The sequence below is a fragment of the Streptomyces sp. NPDC059668 genome (assembly GCF_042734135.1).
Lineage (GTDB): Bacteria > Actinomycetota > Actinomycetes > Streptomycetales > Streptomycetaceae > Streptomyces.
Genome location: NZ_JBHWEL010000036.1, coordinates 55585 through 71421, shown reverse-complemented (window position 1 = coordinate 71421; position 15837 = coordinate 55585). Strand labels below are relative to the sequence as shown.

Sequence of the window (15837 nt, the reverse complement as noted above, 5' to 3'; positions counted from 1 at the left end):
TGCGGCTGATCGCGTGTGTCAGCCGGTGGCCACCACCACCGTCTTGGCCGCCTTGTCGTGCAGCCCCTGCTTGTAGGGCTTGTCGAAGAAGCTCCAGCCGCCCGCGATCGCGGTCCAGATGCACGCGCAGCAGAACGCGAACGGGATCCACAGCACCAGCGCGCGGATCAGCGAGGTCTGCGTGGAGGGTGTGGCTCCGTTGTCCAGGTCGGCCACCCGCATGTTGAACAGCTTCATGCCGAGGGTCTGTCCCGACCTGCGGATCAGAAAGGTGTCGTAGCCGGTGTAGAGCACCGCGGCGATCACGGACTGCCCGAGGCCCTTGCCGTACTCGACCCGCTCCGCGTTCACGTTGTACTCGGTGACGCCGAACGCCCAGGACAGCAGCCACACCACGATGCCCACGACGATCATGTCGAGGATCCTCGCCAGCACGCGTTTGCCGCTGTCGGCGAGCGGCGGCATGCCCTCCAGCGGGTCACCGCCGTAGGGGCCGCCCGGACCGTAGGGGTCGCCACCGCCACCCGGACCGTACGGGCTTCCGCCGCCGGAGCCGTACGGACCGCCGCCGCCCGGACCCTGGGGGCCGCCGCCGGGGGGCGGGGGCTGCTGACCGCCGTACGGCGGGGGCTGACTCCCGTACGGCGGTGTCCCGTTGTCGTGCGGGGAGTCGTACGGCGATCCCGAGGGCGGCGGGGACGAGGTGCCGCCGTTCGCGGAGCCGCCGCCCTCAGCCGGCGGGGGCTGCTTCTTGAACGGGTCTTCCTCCGGTGGCTGGCCGGAGCCGGGGGGCGGCGGTTCGCTGCTCATGGCCCGAGTCGACCGCGAACCCCCCGGCTCCGCATCCCGCGGGCGGCCGTCCGGGGGACCGCGGAGCCCGGCGGCCGGGCGGCCGGCCAACACGCCCTGAGGGCGGTCCCGTCATCCCCTGGCGAGCCCGCGCGGCGTCGGACGCGGCGCGGGGTCCCCCTGCCCGAGGAGCCTGGTGGAGTGCGGTGACCGTCGTCGTGCGCCCGCCGGGGAGCACGGGACGGACCTCAGGCGGAGGGTGGCCGCGCGGCCACGAAGGTGTGGGCCGCCTTGTCGTGCCAGCACTGCCGCCAGGGCCTGTCGAACAGACACCACAGGACGCCCACGACACCGATGCCCAGGACGCCGGGCACGCTGTAGACGAGCCAGCGGCGCAACGCCGGGCCGAAGGACGGGGGTTCGTGGCCCTCGATGTCCCGGACCTCGATGCCGCACAGCCTCTTGCCGAGGGTGCGGCCCCACCGGGCGGTGGGCACCGCGTCGTAGACCACGCCGAACAGGAGCAGGACGGCGAGGCAGACGCCCAGGTAGCCCGCGGTCGTGCCGTCGAGCAGCCAGACCGTCACGGTCCGGCCGGACTGCTTGGCCGCGTCGATCTTCCCGTTGATGTGGTCGATCGCCTTGGTGCCCAACGGCACGGCGGCCACGGCGGTGACGGTGGCCAGCACCGCGGTGTCCACGATCCGGGCCACCAGCCGTCTGCCCAGGGCCGCGGGCCGTGCCGCGGAGTGGCGGCGGGCGGCGGCCTGGAACACGTCGTCGACCGGCGGCTTGAAGGGCCCGACGGGCCCCTCGTCGCCCGCCAGCCGGTGCACCTGCTGGGCCCAGGAGGGCTGTCCGCCACCGGCACCGCTCGACAGCGGCGTGGCGGCCGGGCCGGTGGACTGCTGGGGGACGGCCGGGGCCTGCGGCTGCTGGGCCGCGGCACCCTTCGCCGCCTGGGCGGCGGCCTGCCCGGCGCCGAAGCCGCCGCCGGCCCCCGCCGGCCCGTCCTCGGACGTGGTCGCCCCCGGTGCGCCGGCCGCCGGGGCCGTGCTCCCGCCGCGCGCCCCGCCCTGCTCCCCCGTGCGCGGGGAGCGCGCGCGGAAGGTCATGGTGCCCTCGGAGGGGACGGGGTCCTGGGTGCCCGGGGTGCCGGGTGCCGCGGACGGTCCCGGGGCCGCCGGCTGTCCCGGGCCGGCGAACCGCGCGCCGCTCGCCGCGGCCGTACCGGCGTCCGCCGCCCCCGTGGCGGGATCCGGCGCGGGCCTGCGGCGGAAGACGAAGGTGCCGTCGGGCACCGGGGGCTCCGAGCCGCCCGCCGGTTCCGCGGGCCCGAGCGTCGCCGTGCCGTCCGTGTGCGGGGTCTCGCCGCCGGGCGGCCTGGCCCCTTCGGCGGGCTCCGCCGCGCGCGGCAGACGCGGGTCGGCACCCTGCGGTGCCCCCCAGGAGACCCGGCGGTCCTGCTCGCCGCCGAAGCCGGACTGGCGCGAGCGGTCGGCGCCCCACGCGGTCGCGGGCTCGGGCCTGCTGCCGTGCTGCGCCTCGGCCGGGGTCACCCGCCGCGGCTCGGCGGCCGGCCCGGGGTCCTCGTCGAAGAAGTGAGGTCCCGTCTCCTCGGCGGGCGCCGGTGCCGGAGCGGGTACGGGAGCCGCCGGGCGCGTGCCGGGCGGCGGCGAGAGCGGCGCGCCGTCGGACGGCGCGGGACGGCTCGTACCCGGCACCCAGGCAGCACCGTTCCAGTACCGGACATATCCAGGAATGGAGGGGTCCGGGTAATACCCTTCGCGGGGCCTGTCGTCACCGGGGGCCGGGGTTGGGGCGCTCATGTCCGTCGTCCCGTATCTGCTCGGGGGTCTTTTGGGGGCTCCACATCTATCAGACCGACGCCCCCGTCAGCGGCGCTCCCGCGGTACCCACCTCTTTCGGGCAAGGATCCGCCACTTCCGATCACCGCCGGCACGGCCGGCCCCGGCAGCCCCGCCAAAAGATTTCTCCGAACCCGCGTAATGGTTCCGCGCCGCCGCGCTCTCCACTCGTACGGACCCGCCCTGGAGGCCCGTAGACGAAGGGAAGCGCACCGACATGCACACCGTGGTGGAACGCGAACTCGAACTGCGCCTCGTCCTGTCCCCCGAGCGCAGCATCCCCGTACCGGCCCGGCTCGGCTACCGCTCCGACGACCCGTACGCCGTCCACATCACCTTCCACATCGGCTCGGACCATCCGGTCAGCTGGACCTTCGCCCGCGAACTGCTCGTCGAGGGGGTGTTCCGGCCGTGCGGGCACGGCGATGTACGGGTGTGGCCGACGAAGGTCGCAGGGCGCGGTGTCGTGCTGATGGCGCTCACCTCGCCCGACGGCGACGCGCTGCTGGAGGCGCCGGCCGCGCAGGTGTCCGCCTGGCTGGAGCGCACCCTGCGGGCGGTTCCGCCGGGGTCCGAGGGCGAGCAGCTCGGCATCGACGACGGCCTCGCCGAGCTGCTCGCGCCCTCCCCCAGACTCTCGGCCTCTCCGCCGTGTTCGGCCTCGCGTGAGCGCGGGGACGTCCACGACCAGCCGGGGTCCCCGTCGCCCGACGAGTTGTGGCTGCGCGACCCGTGGCCGTCGGACGGGTCGGAGGACGGGGAGTGAACGGCCGCGGGCACGGCGGCGCGCCCGCCCGGCGCGGGGGGCCGGGCCGGCCCCCGCCCGCCCCGCCCGGGGGCCCGGCGGGCGGCGCCCGGCCGGGGCCGGGACCGCGGCCCGTACCCCGGTCGGCGGGGGTACGGGCCGCATCCACGGTGCCGCCCAAGGGGCCCGGTCAGGTCGTGACCGGTTCGCGTCGGCCTGCCGCGGTGGCCAGCGCGTGCTGGACCACCTCGATGAGGACCTCCTTGGCCGACTCCCGGTCCCGTGCGTCGCACAGGACGAGCGGCACGTCCTCGTCGAGGTCGAGGGCCTGACGCACGTCCTCGACCGGGTGGCGGGCCTCTCCTTCGAAGCAGTTGACACCCATCACGAACGGTATGGAGCGCCGCTCGAAGTAGTCGACGGCGGCGAAACAGTCCTCCAGGCGGCGGGTGTCGGCGAGCACGATCGCGCCGAGGGCACCGGTGGCCAGTTCGTCCCACAGGAACCAGAAGCGGTCCTGTCCGGGCGTCCCGAAGAGGTACAGCACCAGATCCTCGCGGAGGGTGATGCGGCCGAAGTCCATGGCGACGGTGGTGGTGTGCTTGCCCTCCACACCGCTGGTGTCGTCCACGGGCCGGCCCGCCTCGGTGAGCACCTCCTCGGTGCGCAGCGGTTTGATCTCGCTGACCGCGCCGACCAGGGTCGTCTTGCCCACCCCGAAGCCGCCGGCCACCAGGATCTTGAGCGTGACGGGCTCGACCGGAGGTTTGCCGCGCTCAGTACGCCCGAAGATCATCGATCTCTACTCCTGCTTGATGGGGGGTCGTGCGGCGGTGGGCCGTAGCCTCCGCCGCCCGGGGTTTCGATGACGAGTACGTCGCCGGGGCCGACATCCGTCGTAGCACTTCCGCCAAGTTCGGTGACCGTGCCGTCGGCGCGCTCCACCCGGCCCGCGCCGAGTGCCCCCGGGCCGCCGCCGGCCATGCCGTAGGGCGGCTTCCGGCGGTGCTGGGAGAGCGTGGAGACGGTCATCGGTTCGAGGAAGCGGATCCGGCGTACGGCACCGTCCCCGCCGTTCCAGCGTCCCCGGCCCCCGCTGCCGTGCCGGACGGTGAACTCGTCGAGCCGGACCGGCAGCCGCCATTCCAGCACCTCGGGGTCGGTGAGCCGCGAGTTGGTCATGTGGGTCTGCACGACGGACGCGCCGGGGAAGCCGTCACCGGCGCCCGATCCGGAGGCCACGGTCTCGTAGTACTGGTGGCGCTCATTGCCGAACGTGACGTTGTTCATCGTGCCTGAGCCCTCGGCCTGTACGCCCAGGGCTCCGTAGAGCGCTCCGGTGATCGCCTGGGAGGTCTCCACGTTGCCGGCGACGACGGCGGCCGGTGGTTCGGGGGCGAGCATCGAGCCGGCCGGCACCACGATGTCCAGCGGGCGCAGGCAGCCCTGGTTGAGGGGGATGTCGTCGTCGACCAGGGTGCGGAAGACGTAGAGGACCGCGGCGTCGACCACCGAGAAGGGCGCGTTGAAGTTGGTGGTGAGCTGCGCGGACGTACCCGTGAAGTCGATGGTCGCGGAGCGCTTGCGGCGGTCCACCCGCACGCCGACCCGGATGACGGCGCCCGAGTCGGTCTCGTAGGCGAACTCGCCGTCCTCCAAGGCGTCGATGACGCGTCGCACGGCTTCCTCGGCATTGTCCTGCACATGGCGCATATAGGCCTGGACGACGTCGATCCCGAAGTCCTCGATCATGTGGGCGACTTCGGTGACGCCCTTCTGGTTGGCGGCGATCTGGGCGCGCAGGTCGGCGAGGTTGGTCCCCGGGTCTCGCGAGGGGTAGGGCGCCTCGGTGAGCAGGGCCAGCGTCTCCGCCTCGCGGAACCGGCCGTTCTCGGTGAGCAGCCAGTTGTCGAAGAGGATGCCCTCCTCGTCGATGGTGCGGCTGCTCGCGGGCATGGAACCCGGCGCGATGCCGCCGATCTCGGCATGGTGCCCGCGTGAGGCGACGTAGAAGAGGATTCCGTCACCCTCCGTGTCGAACACGGGGGTGATCACGGTGACGTCCGGCAGGTGCGTACCACCGTGGTACGGGTCGTTGACGGCGTACGTGTCCCCCGGCCGCATGCTGTCGCCGCGCCGTCGGACGACCTCCTGCACGCTGGTGCCCATGGAGCCCAGGTGCACGGGGATGTGCGGTGCGTTGGCCACCAGGTTGCCCTCGGGATCGAAGAGGGCGCAGGAGAAGTCGAGGCGCTCCTTGATGTTGACCGACTGGGCGGTGGACTCCAGGCGGGCGCCCATCTGCTCGGCGATGGACATGAAGAGGTTGTTGAAGACCTCGAGGAGGACCGGGTCCGCTTCCGTGCCCAGATCGGAACTCTGCGTGACCGCCACGCGTTCCATGACCAGATGCCCGTGGTCGGTCGCCGCGGCCCGCCAGCCGTCGTCGACGACGGTCGTCGCGCTGGACTCCGTGATGATCGCGGGTCCGGTGACGGTGTGTCCGGGGGGCAGTTGCTCGCGGCGGTGCAGGGGCACGTCGCGCCAGACGCCGCCCGTGTGGAGGCTGACCGTCTCCGGCGTGCCGGGGGCGGACGAAGAGGTGACGAGGGCGGACAGATCGGGGGGTTCGGTGAGACCGGTGGCTTCCACGGACAGGGCTTCCACGACGACCGGACGATCGAGGGTGAAGGAGTAGGTGGCGCGATGGAGTTCTTCGAAGGCCCGGGTCATGATGTCGGGCCGCGTCAGCTCGACGGTGAGGGCCGTGTCCGTGCCGTCGTAGCGGAGCTGGGCGCGGCGGGTGACGCGGATGCGGTCCTCCGGCACGGCCTCGGCGAGGAGTTCGGCGCGCGCCGCGCCCTCCAGATCGTCCGCGGTCTTGAGGACACCGGGCATGACGGAGGCCTCCAGGGGCGCCTCCACGGACTGCTCGCGCATGGCCGTGGTGTCGGCGAGCCCGATGCCGAGGGCGGAGAGGACACCGGCCATGGGCGGGACGAGGACCGTGCGGATGCCGAGCGAGTCGGCGACCCGGCACGCGTGCTGGCCGCCGGCGCCGCCGAAGGTGGTGAGCGCGTAGCGGGTGACGTCGTGCCCCTTCTGGACCGAGATCCGCTTGACGGCGTTGGCGATGTCGGCCACGGCGATCTGCAGGTATCCCTCGGCCACCTGCTCGGGGGTGCGGTCGTCGCCGGTCCGTTCGCGGATCTCCCGCGCGAGAGCGGCGAAGCGGTCACGGACGAGCGTGTCGTCGAGGGGCTGGTCGCCCTCGGGGCCGAACACCCGTGGGAAGTGCGCGGACTGGATGCGGCCGAGCGCCACGTTGGCGTCGGTGACCGTGAGCGGCCCGCCGCCGCGGTAGGAGGCGGGGCCGGGAGCGGCGCCGGCCGAGTCGGGGCCGACGCGGTAGCGGGAACCGTCGAAGTGGAGCACGGAGCCGCCTCCGGCGGCGACGGTGTGGATGTCCAGCATGGGCGCGCGCAGCCGGACGCCGGCGATCCGCGTGGTGAAGACGCGTTCGTACTCGCCCGCGAAGTGCGAGACGTCCGTGGAGGTGCCGCCCATGTCGAAGCCGATGACGCGGTCGAAGCCGGCGAGCTGCGACATCCGGGCCATGCCGACGATGCCCCCCGCGGGCCCGGAAAGGATGGCGTCCTTGCCGCGGAACTGCCCGGCTTCGGTGAGCCCTCCGTTGGACTGCATGAACATCAGCCGCACGCCCCGGAGTTCACCGGCGACCTGCTGGACGTAGCGGCGCAGCACCGGCGACAGGTACGCGTCCACGACCGCCGTGTCACCTCGCGGGACCAGCCTCATCAGCGGGCTGACCTCGCTGGAGAGCGAGATCTGCGGGAATCCGACCGCGGCCGCCAGTTCGCCGACGGCCTGCTCGTGGGCGGGGTGGAGGTGACTGTGCATGCAGACGACCGCGACCGCGCGGATACCGGAGTCGTACGCCTCCCGGAGGGGCGCGGCGAGGGCGTCGAGGTCGGGGGCGCGCAGGACGGTGCCGTCGGCGGCGATCCGCTCGTCGACCTCGACGACGCGGTCGTAGAGCGGCTCGGGCAGTTCGATGGCTCGGGCGAAGATGCGGGGGCGGTTCTGGTAGGCGATGCGCAGGGCGTCCCCGAAGCCGCGGGTGATGACGAGAAGGGTGCGCTCCCCCTTGCGTTCCAGGAGGGCGTTGGTGGCGACGGTGGTGCCCATACGGACGGCGTCGACGGGTGTGTCCCGGGTGTCCCGGCCGTCCGCACCGAGGAGTTCGCGTACGCCCGCCACCGCGGCGTCGGTGTACCGGGCCGGGTTGTCGGAGAGCAGTTTGTGCGTGAGGAGTCGGCCGTCCGGGCGCCGCGCGACGATGTCGGTGAAGGTGCCGCCCCGGTCCACCCAGAACTGCCAGCCAGTCACTTGTTCTCCCCGCTTCCGCCCAGCTCAGAGCGCCCGGAGGCCGTTGATCACGTCGCGCAGAATACTCTCGTCCGGCAGCTCGGCAGGGGGCACCGGACGTGTCACACGGACCATTTCCTCGTGCACGAGGTCGCCGATCAGGACGCGTACCACTCCGATGGGGAGGTCGAGCCCGGCGGCGAGTTCGGCGACCGACTGGGGCGTGTCGCGGCAGAGTTCGACTATGTCCACGTGTTCCGGGGACAGGCTGTGGTCGGCTTCGGGGTCGTCGGCGTGGGCCTGGGCGACGACCACGGCGATCAGGTCGAGGCGATGCTGGGCCGGGCTGGTGGTGCGGCCGCGTGTCATGGCATAGGGCCGGACCACCGGTCCGGCGTCGTCGTCGAACCAGTGGCTTGTTCCCTGTCCGTCTCCGCTCATGCCATCCCACTACCCGCCCAAGGGCAGATCGGTGCGTGGAGCGGCGGCCAGATGTGCGCCGACCCGCTTCACCAGGAGTGTCATCTCGTAGGCGACCTGGCCCACGTCGGAGTCGGCGTCCGAGAACACGGCGAGGCAGCTGCCGTCGCCTGCGGCCGTGACGAAGAGGAAGGCGTTCTCCAGCTCGACGACGGTCTGCCGGACGCCGCCCGCCTCGAAGTGCCGCCCGACCCCCTTGGCCAGGCTGTGGAAGCCGGAGGCGACGGCGGCCAGGTGCTCGCTGTCCTCCCGGGTCAGGTCCTTGGACGCCCCGGTGGGCAGGCCGTCGCCGGAGAGCACGATCGCCTTGCGGATACTGGCGACGCGGTCCACCAGATCGTCGAGGAGCCAGTTCAGCTCTCCCGACGCCGTGCCCGTCCCGATGGGCCCTGTCGTCTTCGGCGCTGTCATCGTCCGTCCCCCTCCGTGGTTCCTGGTGCTGTGCCGTCCTGGGCCTGGTCGCCCACGGCGTTCTCCTCGCGGCCACGCCGCCAGCCGCGCTGGAGCGAGGCCATCCGGTTGCGTACCTCTTCGGCGTCACGATCGGCGGGGTCCGGGCCGCGGTGGGCGACGGCCCCCTCGCGCTCGCCGCGCCGATCGAGGCCGTCCTTCAACTGCGGGGCCAGATGGGTCTGTCGGACACGCCGGGGCAGGGGGCCCGAACCCGGTTCCGCCCCTTCGGCCGTGGTGTCGGGGCTCGGGCCGGTCCCGGTCCCGGCCGTGGTCTGCGGCGGGGCAGGGCGACGGGTGCGCCTCGGGAGGCCGGGGGACGCCTGGCCGGGGGCGGGCGTCTCGGACCGGGGGGCCGGCAGGCCGGAGCGGGTGGTGGCGCCCTCGGCGCGTTCACCGTTGCGGCGCGCGGCGGTGTCGGTGCGTTCGGCACGCCGCACGGCCGACGGCTTCGCGCTCTCGCGCTCGGCGACGCTCGCGAGACCGAGCGGTTCGACCGGTTCCAGACGCTTGGCCGGCTCCGAAGCCTCGGCGGTCCGCTCGTCCGTCTCACCGCGCCGGGACCGTGTCCGGGTGACGGGACGGCCGTGCGAGCTGACGAGTTTGGGGGACCTGCGTCGCGGCAGCGGTACCGGAGCGTCCGGACGGTCCCCACCGGAGCGGGCCGTCTCGTCCTGCCCCTCGGGGGCCGGCTGGTGGTGCTCGACCGGTCCGCCGGCGAGGGAGCGCCGTGGCCCGAACAGACCCTCCTGTTCGGCGTCCTCGCCGAGGGCGTCCGGGAATCCGCCGAGGGCGTCGAGCTCCACCGGCGCCTCCAGTTCGACCGGCCCGTCCAGGATCGAGGCGGGCAGACCGGGGAGGCGTACCGGGACCTCGGACAGCGCCGCCTTGCGGTCCGCCTCGACCTTGCCCTCCTTCGAGGGCAGCGCACGGTCCAGTCGGAAGCCGATGCCGTTGGTGTCCGGCACGTCGTCCGTGAGGAGCGCGTCGGGAAGGAAGACGATGGCGGTCGTGCCGCCGTACGGGGACGGCTGGAGGGAGACGCGGACGTTCTGCCGCTGGGCGAGCCTGCTGACGACGAAGAGACCGAGCCGGTCGGTGTCGGAGAGCTCGAACTCGGGGGTCTCGGCGAGCCGCAGATTGGCGTCGAGGAGTGCTTCGGCCGCCATGCCGAGACCGCGGTCGTGGATCTCCAGGGTGAAGCCGTTGGCGACGCGCTCGCCGATGACCTGCACGGCCGTGTGCGGGGGCGAGAACACCGTGGCGTTCTCCAGGAGTTCGGCCACGAGGTGAGTGATGTCGGCCACCGCCGGCCCGGTGACGGCGACGCGGGGCAGCCGGCGTACCTCGATGCGCTCGTAGTCCTCGACCTCGGCGACGGCGGCGCGGACGATGTCCATGAGCTGGACGGGCTTGCGCCACTGCCGGGAGGGGGCGGCGCCGGAGAGGATGACCAGCCCCTCGGCGTGCCGGCGCATGCGCGTGGTCAGGTGGTCCAGGCGGAACAGGTCGGCGAGTTCGTCGGTGTCCTCGGTCCTGCGCTCCATGGTGTCGAGCAGGGTGAGCTGTTTGTGGAGCAGTACCTGACTGCGGCGGGCGAGGTTGACGAAGACCTCGGAGACGCCGTCGCGCAGTTCGGACTGCTTGACGGCGGCCTCGACAGCGGCGCGCTGGAGGGTGTTGAGGGCCTGGCCGACCTCGCCGATCTCGTTCCTGTCGTACTCCAGGCGCGGCGCTTCGGTCTCGACGTCGACCTTCTCGCCCGCGGAGAGCCGGCGCATCACGCTGGGCAGCCGGACGCCGGAGACCTCGTGGGCCTCCAGGCGCAGTCGGCCCAGGTCACGGATGAGGCTGCGGCCGATGCGGACGGACATGACGAGCGAGACCAGCACGGCTACGAGTCCGAGGACGCCCGCGATGGCGGCCTTGACGATGACTCCCGTGGCCACGGGCCGGACCCGGTCGTGGTAGCTGTCGGCCGCCGCGTCGTCGAGGTCGCCGAGTTCGTCGAGCACATGCCCGGCGGCGCGGTCCCAGCTCTTCGCCGTGACACCGTGGGGCGAACCTGCCGGGGAGGTGACGACTGCTTGCTCGGCAACGCGCAGGGGCGCCGTGTCGGCGTTCTTCCAGTAGCTCTCGTAGCGCTCGCTCTCCGCGTCGGGCAGCAGCGGCAGGCTGACGTCGTAGAGCAGCGTGCGCTGGGCGACGAGATCGGAGATGTCGCGGATCTCGTCCCCGGTGACGCGCCCCGCGACCAGTGCGGACCCGAGGAGGGCGTCCTCGCGGGAGAGCAGTTCGCGGGCGATGTCGATGTTGACGAGGGCGCGGCCCTGCTTGTCCATCTCCACGTTGTCGACCAGGTGGAGGTTGGAGACCAGCGTGTAGCAGGGGTCGACGAGACGGTTGTAGAGGTCGAGGGCCTGGGCCCGGTTGACGGTGCCCTCCTCGACGCTGCGGCGCAGCGAGTCGATGCCGTCGAGGGCGTCCAGCATGATGGTGAGGCGCTCGTCGGTGCCCGCGCCCATCTCCTCGGCCATGCCGTCGCTCTTGGCGTTCGCCCTGACCTTCGCCACGGCCCGGTCGGTGACGGTCCGGCTGTGCCGCAGCGCGGTCAGCGCCTCGGACGCACGGGGATCGGCGAGATAGACGAGTGTCTGGCGGCGTTCCTGCTGGAGGACACCGACGGCGTCCTCGGTGGGATAGCCGATCTTCTCGACCACGTCGGACACGTGGAACAACTGGTTCGCCTCGCGCCCGGTGATGACCGTCGCGAAGGCCCAGATACCCGTCAGGGAGAGGAGCGGCACCAGGAGCAGCGCCACGATCTTCCGGCGGATGGACTTCCCGCGAAAGCGCATGGCCTCCCCCAGCTCGGCCCCCTCCGGCCCGGGGGCACACCTGTGCGTCAACAAACGGCGTGAGCCTACTACTGACTCACAGGTAACTCGAAGGGCTGTCCGGGCGGCCGCCCGAGGTGAAGGTCACGGAATCCACGCGCTTCCGGGAACCGGAGATGGGTAGTTGTCCGTCCATTGGGTGAGATTGCCTCCCGGATTCCCGTACGTGTGAGCGCATCGCATCGGACCGATGGACTTGGTCAGTTGGCCGGATTTTTTCCCCGGCGGGGAATCTTCGGGGCACTCCGTTCGTCTTTCTGTACGGGAGATGGGGGCGGAATCGGCCACAGGGGCCGCATTGCGCGTCCAGGCGGCGTAAAGCAGCGCAAGCCGGGCAGCCACTGGGGAGCAGGTGTCGTACGGCACGTGTGCGAGGGGGCTGCTGGGCGGTGGGGAGTGACGAGTTGATGGGCACGGCGGAGCGGCACGGGGCGTCCGGGAGCGGTGTTGCGGCACCGGTGGCGGAGCGCGGAACCGCACAGGCATCGGATCGGGACAGCCCGGTGGACGGGCGCGATCGAGTGGATGGGGGGCACGCGGCGACGGACGGATCCCGCGAAGTGAGCGGACCGAGAGTTGCCACGGCCGAGCGGCCGGGCGGGCGGGGTACCACACGTCAGGAGCAGGACCCCCTGATCGGACGGCAGGCCGCCGCCCGGGACGGTGGGACCCGCACCACCGTCGGGAATGGACACGCAGGGCGCGGCCCTGCCACGGCGCCCCGTGAGCACGGGCACGCGGGCAGGCCCGGTGGCGCAGCCGACGGACACGGGCACATGGAGGGGACGGGAGTGGCCGCCGGTGCGCGGGGCGCGGCGAGCGGTCGCGGTGCGGCGGGCCGGGGTGTCGCCGCGCACGAAGTGCAGGAGTACTACCGGCCGTTGTGGATCGAGGAGCCGGCGCGTCGTCGGCGGCTGCCCGACCCGGTGAGGACGGCGGCTGTACGGGCGGTCATCATCATCGCCGTGACACTGATCCAGGCGGTGACCGCCTTCCTGTCCACGATGGCGGATTCCTGGCTGGCCTTCCCCATGGTCCTCAGCAGCGTGGCCAGCACGGTCGTGGCGACCTGGGCCGTCCTCGATGTCTGGGTCACCCGGCAGGTGTGGAACCAGCGGAACGGCGTGGTGTCGGAGCCGAGCAGCACCGCCCGTGCCCTGCGGCGCGAGCGGCGCCGGGCACGCCGGCAGGCCCGTTCGACGGAGCGGGCGCAGGAGCGGATACAGCGGCGGGGCGGCGCCGGGCGGTTGTCGCACCCGTGAGTTCGAAGCCTGGGGTCCGGGCCTGGAGTTCGGGGACTGGGGGTCGGGGCCTGGGGTTCGGGCCCGGAGCCCGGCATCTCCGAGATCTCTGAATCCCTGAATCTCTGAGGTCGGCTCCCCGGGATCGGCGTCGGCGGCACCTCTGACGTCCGCGTCCCGAGGTCACGTCTGCCGACGCCGCACTCCGGGGTCTCACGCTCTCGAGGACCGGGTCCCGGACGCCGTTCCGGGCCCGGGCCATCGGACCGCCCCCGTCCCGCGTGCATGGGGTCGCTGTCGGATCGCCGTCCGGGTCACCGTCGGTTCATCGCTCGGACACCCGTCAGGGGTTCGTGACGGCGGCCGGCTCCACCGGGCCCTGCTCGTGGGCCAGTTGACGCCGAGCCCTCATGAACGGGCGCGGGCGGTCGACGGAGAGCACGGCGGTCGTGCGGCCGTCGCGTTCGTACAGGGCGAGGAGACCGTCCTCGCCCGGTGCGCCGTCCTCGACGGTGCCCTCGGCGATCCGGACGGTGTCCGCCTTCTGCCGGAGCCCCGCGAACTGGATGCGCGCGCCGTACTGATCGGACCAGAAGTAGGGCAGGGAGCGTACGGTCCCGACGGTGCGTCCGGCGAGCAGGTTGCCCACCGCGACGCGCGGTTGTTCCGTGGCGGAGGTCCAGTGCTCGGCCCGGGTGCCCCCGACGCGGGCGACGTCGCCGACGGCGACCACTTGGGGCAGCCCGGTGACGCATCCGTCGTTGCACAGGACGCCGTCGCCCAGGGCGAGGGTGGAACCGGCCAGCCAGGCGGTGTTGGGGGTGGCTCCGATACCGACGATCACGACGTCGGCAGGCAGGATCCGGCCGTCGGAGAGCTCCACACCGGTGACGGCGGGACCGGCCGGGCCGTCCTGGGCGCGCCCCGAACCGGTCGCGGCGCGGCCCCGGCTCGGGGTGGTCCCGCTCCCCCGCAGCGCGGCGACGCCGACACCGGTCACCAGCTCCACGCCGCCGCGCCGGTGCAACGCGGCGCACACGGCGGCCATTTCAGGACCGAGAGGGAGGACGAGAGGCAGCGGGGCGGCCTCGACGACGGTGACGTCGTGACCGAGCCCGGCACAGGAGGACGCGGTCTCGGCGCCGATGAAACCACCGCCGATGACGACGACGCGGCGCGCTCCGTGGACGAGTTCCTCGCGCAGGGCGCGGGCGTCGTCGAGGGTGCGCAGGGTGTGCACACCGGTGAGGCCGTCTCCTGGAAGACGGCGGGCCGAGGCGCCGGTGGCGATGACCACGCCGTCCGTGGGGACGGTACGGCCGTCGTTGAGGAGGACGGTGCGGCCGCGGGCGTCGAGAGCGCGGGCGCGTACGCCGAGCAGCCACTCGGCGTCGAGTCCGGCGGTCTCCTCGGCGTCGGTCAGGGCGAGTCGGGTCTCGTCGGCGCGGCCGGTGAGGAAGTCCTTGGACAGCGGCGGACGGTCGTACGGGGCGTGGGTCTCGTCGCCGACGATCACCAGGCGGCCGTCGAAGCCCTGGGCCCGGAGTTCCCGGGCGGCGTAGAGACCGGAGAGCGAGGCACCGACGACGGTCACGGTCCTCATGCGGCGGTGCCCTCCTCCGCGGCCAGGTGGACGTGGATGATTCCGTCGTCGACGGTGACGCGGTGGGTGCGGACGGGACGCCGTGCCGGAAGGCATGTCGGCTGCCCCGTACGGAGATCGAAGGAGGCGGCGTGCAGGGGGCACTCCACCAGGCAGCCTTCCAGCCAGCCCTCCGAGAGGGAGGCGTCCTGGTGGGTGCAGGTGTCGTCGACGGCGTAGAGCCGGCCGTCGGCGTTGAACACGGCGACGGGCGGCGTGATGTCGACACGGACGGACGCGCCCGCGGGGAGGTCGGCAAGGCGGCAGACGGGAATCATGGGCCCCCCTCTCGGTCCGGGACTCTCCGTCCGGGACCTCCTGGTCCAGGTGGTCCGGACACCTTTCCGGTTCCGGACGCTTCGGTAACATGATGTTTCGCATGGCGCACGAGGGAGCGCTATGCGCAACAGAATCCGCGCGGGGGTCCCGTCACGTCAAGGGCTTCCCGCAGATGCGGCCCAAACCGGGCTGCCAGGTGGTGAGAGTCGAGCTATGACCCGCACGCAGAAGCAGGCCGAGCACTCCGAGGGTCTTCCCGAGAAGCGGAACGGCAGGGGCGCGGGCAGCGCCGTCCAGTCGGTGGACCGCGCCGTGAGCGTGCTGGAGATCCTCGCCCGGCTCGGCGAGGCCGGTGTCACCGAGATCGCCGAGGAGCTGGACGTGCACAAGTCCACGGCCTTCCGCCTCCTCGGCGTCCTGGAGAACCGCGGCCTGGTGGCCCAGGCAAAGGACCGCGGGAAGTACTACCTGGGGGCCGCCGTACTGCGGCTGGCGGGAGCGGCGGCGGTGCGCCTGGACATCTCCCAGGAGGGCGTCCCGGTCTGCCGCGAACTCGCCGACGAGCTGGGCGAGACGGTCAACATCGCGGTCCTGGACGACGACGCGGCGGTCAACATCATGCAGGCCCGCGGCACCGCGTCGGTCACCGCGCAGAACTGGCTGGGCAGGCGCACCCCGTTGCACGCCACCTCCAGTGGGAAGGTGCTGCTCGCGCACATGCCGCCCACACTGCGCGAAGGCCTGCTCGCGAGGCCGCTGCCGCGCTTCACGGAGCGCACGATCACGGGTCCCTCCACCCTGCGCGCCGAGCTGGACGCCGTGATCGAACAGGGCTACGGCGTCACCGTCGAGGAGTTGGAGCTCGGCCTCACCGCCGTGGCCGCGCCGGTCCGCGCCCACGACGGCAAGGTGATCGCGGCGATCAGCGTGTCGGGGCCGGTCTACCGGCTGAACGTCGACCGGCTGCCGGAGCTGTCCAAGCGGACGGTGGCGGCGGGGGCCGAGTTGTCACGGCGCATGGGGTACGGCTTCTGAGAGCCGCCGGGGCGCCGGCGGG

11 protein-coding genes and 1 pseudogene are annotated in these 15837 nt (G+C 72.8%); 3 read left to right on the top strand and 9 right to left on the bottom strand.

The window, feature by feature from the left end; translation table 11 throughout:
• Positions 1-18 precede the first annotated feature (18 nt).
• Together ACFV2J_RS24640 and ACFV2J_RS24635 are read right to left on the bottom strand one after the other, a co-directional pair.
• Positions 19-810: an RDD family protein gene (locus ACFV2J_RS24640; RefSeq protein ID WP_385092084.1), complete on the bottom strand. Its 792-nt coding sequence runs from the start codon at positions 808-810 to the stop codon at positions 19-21.
• A 227-nt stretch (positions 811-1037) separates the two neighbouring features.
• Positions 1038-2618 carry an RDD family protein gene (locus ACFV2J_RS24635; RefSeq protein ID WP_385440586.1) on the bottom strand — a complete coding sequence of 527 codons (1581 nt, stop codon included), beginning with the start codon at positions 2616-2618 and terminating at the stop codon, positions 1038-1040.
• Between the two features lie 256 nt (positions 2619-2874).
• Between ACFV2J_RS24635 and ACFV2J_RS24630 the strand changes: the two genes are divergently transcribed.
• Positions 2875-3423: an SsgA family sporulation/cell division regulator gene (locus tag ACFV2J_RS24630; RefSeq protein WP_385440583.1), complete on the top strand. Its 549-nt coding sequence runs from the start codon at positions 2875-2877 to the stop codon at positions 3421-3423.
• A gap of 169 nt (positions 3424-3592) precedes the next feature.
• Here ACFV2J_RS24630 and ACFV2J_RS24625 read toward each other — a convergent pair whose 3' ends face one another.
• From ACFV2J_RS24625 to ACFV2J_RS24605, 5 genes and pseudogenes are all read right to left on the bottom strand, one after another.
• A complete protein-coding gene (locus ACFV2J_RS24625) occupies positions 3593-4198 on the bottom strand; it encodes an ATP/GTP-binding protein (RefSeq protein ID WP_385084351.1) in 606 nt (201 codons plus the stop codon).
• Positions 4179-7812: pseudogene (locus tag ACFV2J_RS24620) on the bottom strand (hydantoinase B/oxoprolinase family protein). Before ACFV2J_RS24620 ends, ACFV2J_RS24625 begins: the two are co-directional and overlap by 20 nt.
• Before the next feature lie 24 nt (positions 7813-7836).
• Positions 7837-8232, bottom strand: a complete 396-nt coding sequence (locus ACFV2J_RS24615) for a DUF742 domain-containing protein (protein WP_385084353.1) — start codon at positions 8230-8232, stop codon at positions 7837-7839.
• 9 nt (positions 8233-8241) lie between these two features.
• Positions 8242-8682, bottom strand: coding sequence for a roadblock/LC7 domain-containing protein (locus ACFV2J_RS24610; protein WP_385084355.1), 441 nt, complete (start codon positions 8680-8682; stop codon positions 8242-8244).
• Positions 8679-11579, bottom strand: a complete 2901-nt coding sequence (locus ACFV2J_RS24605) for a nitrate- and nitrite sensing domain-containing protein (protein WP_385084357.1) — start codon at positions 11577-11579, stop codon at positions 8679-8681. Before ACFV2J_RS24605 ends, ACFV2J_RS24610 begins: the two co-directional genes overlap by 4 nt.
• 815 nt (positions 11580-12394) lie before the next feature.
• Between ACFV2J_RS24605 and ACFV2J_RS24600 the strand changes: the two genes are divergently transcribed.
• Positions 12395-12880 carry a hypothetical protein gene (locus tag ACFV2J_RS24600; RefSeq protein ID WP_385084359.1) on the top strand — a complete coding sequence of 162 codons (486 nt, stop codon included), beginning with the start codon at positions 12395-12397 and terminating at the stop codon, positions 12878-12880.
• 322 nt (positions 12881-13202) lie between these two features.
• Here the strand turns inward: ACFV2J_RS24600 and ACFV2J_RS24595 are convergent, their stop codons facing one another.
• Together ACFV2J_RS24595 and ACFV2J_RS24590 are read right to left on the bottom strand one after the other, a co-directional pair.
• A complete protein-coding gene (locus ACFV2J_RS24595) occupies positions 13203-14462 on the bottom strand; it encodes an NAD(P)/FAD-dependent oxidoreductase (protein WP_385084361.1) in 1260 nt (419 codons plus the stop codon).
• Positions 14459-14779 carry a bifunctional 3-phenylpropionate/cinnamic acid dioxygenase ferredoxin subunit gene (locus ACFV2J_RS24590; protein ID WP_385084363.1) on the bottom strand — a complete coding sequence of 107 codons (321 nt, stop codon included), beginning with the start codon at positions 14777-14779 and terminating at the stop codon, positions 14459-14461. Before ACFV2J_RS24590 ends, ACFV2J_RS24595 begins: the two co-directional genes overlap by 4 nt.
• Positions 14780-14993: 214 nt before the next feature.
• On the opposite strand from ACFV2J_RS24590, the gene ACFV2J_RS24585 reads away from it, so the two are divergent.
• Complete coding sequence (locus ACFV2J_RS24585) at positions 14994-15815, top strand: IclR family transcriptional regulator (RefSeq protein ID WP_385084365.1); 822 nt, start codon at positions 14994-14996, stop codon at positions 15813-15815.
• Positions 15816-15837: the final 22 nt, after the last annotated feature.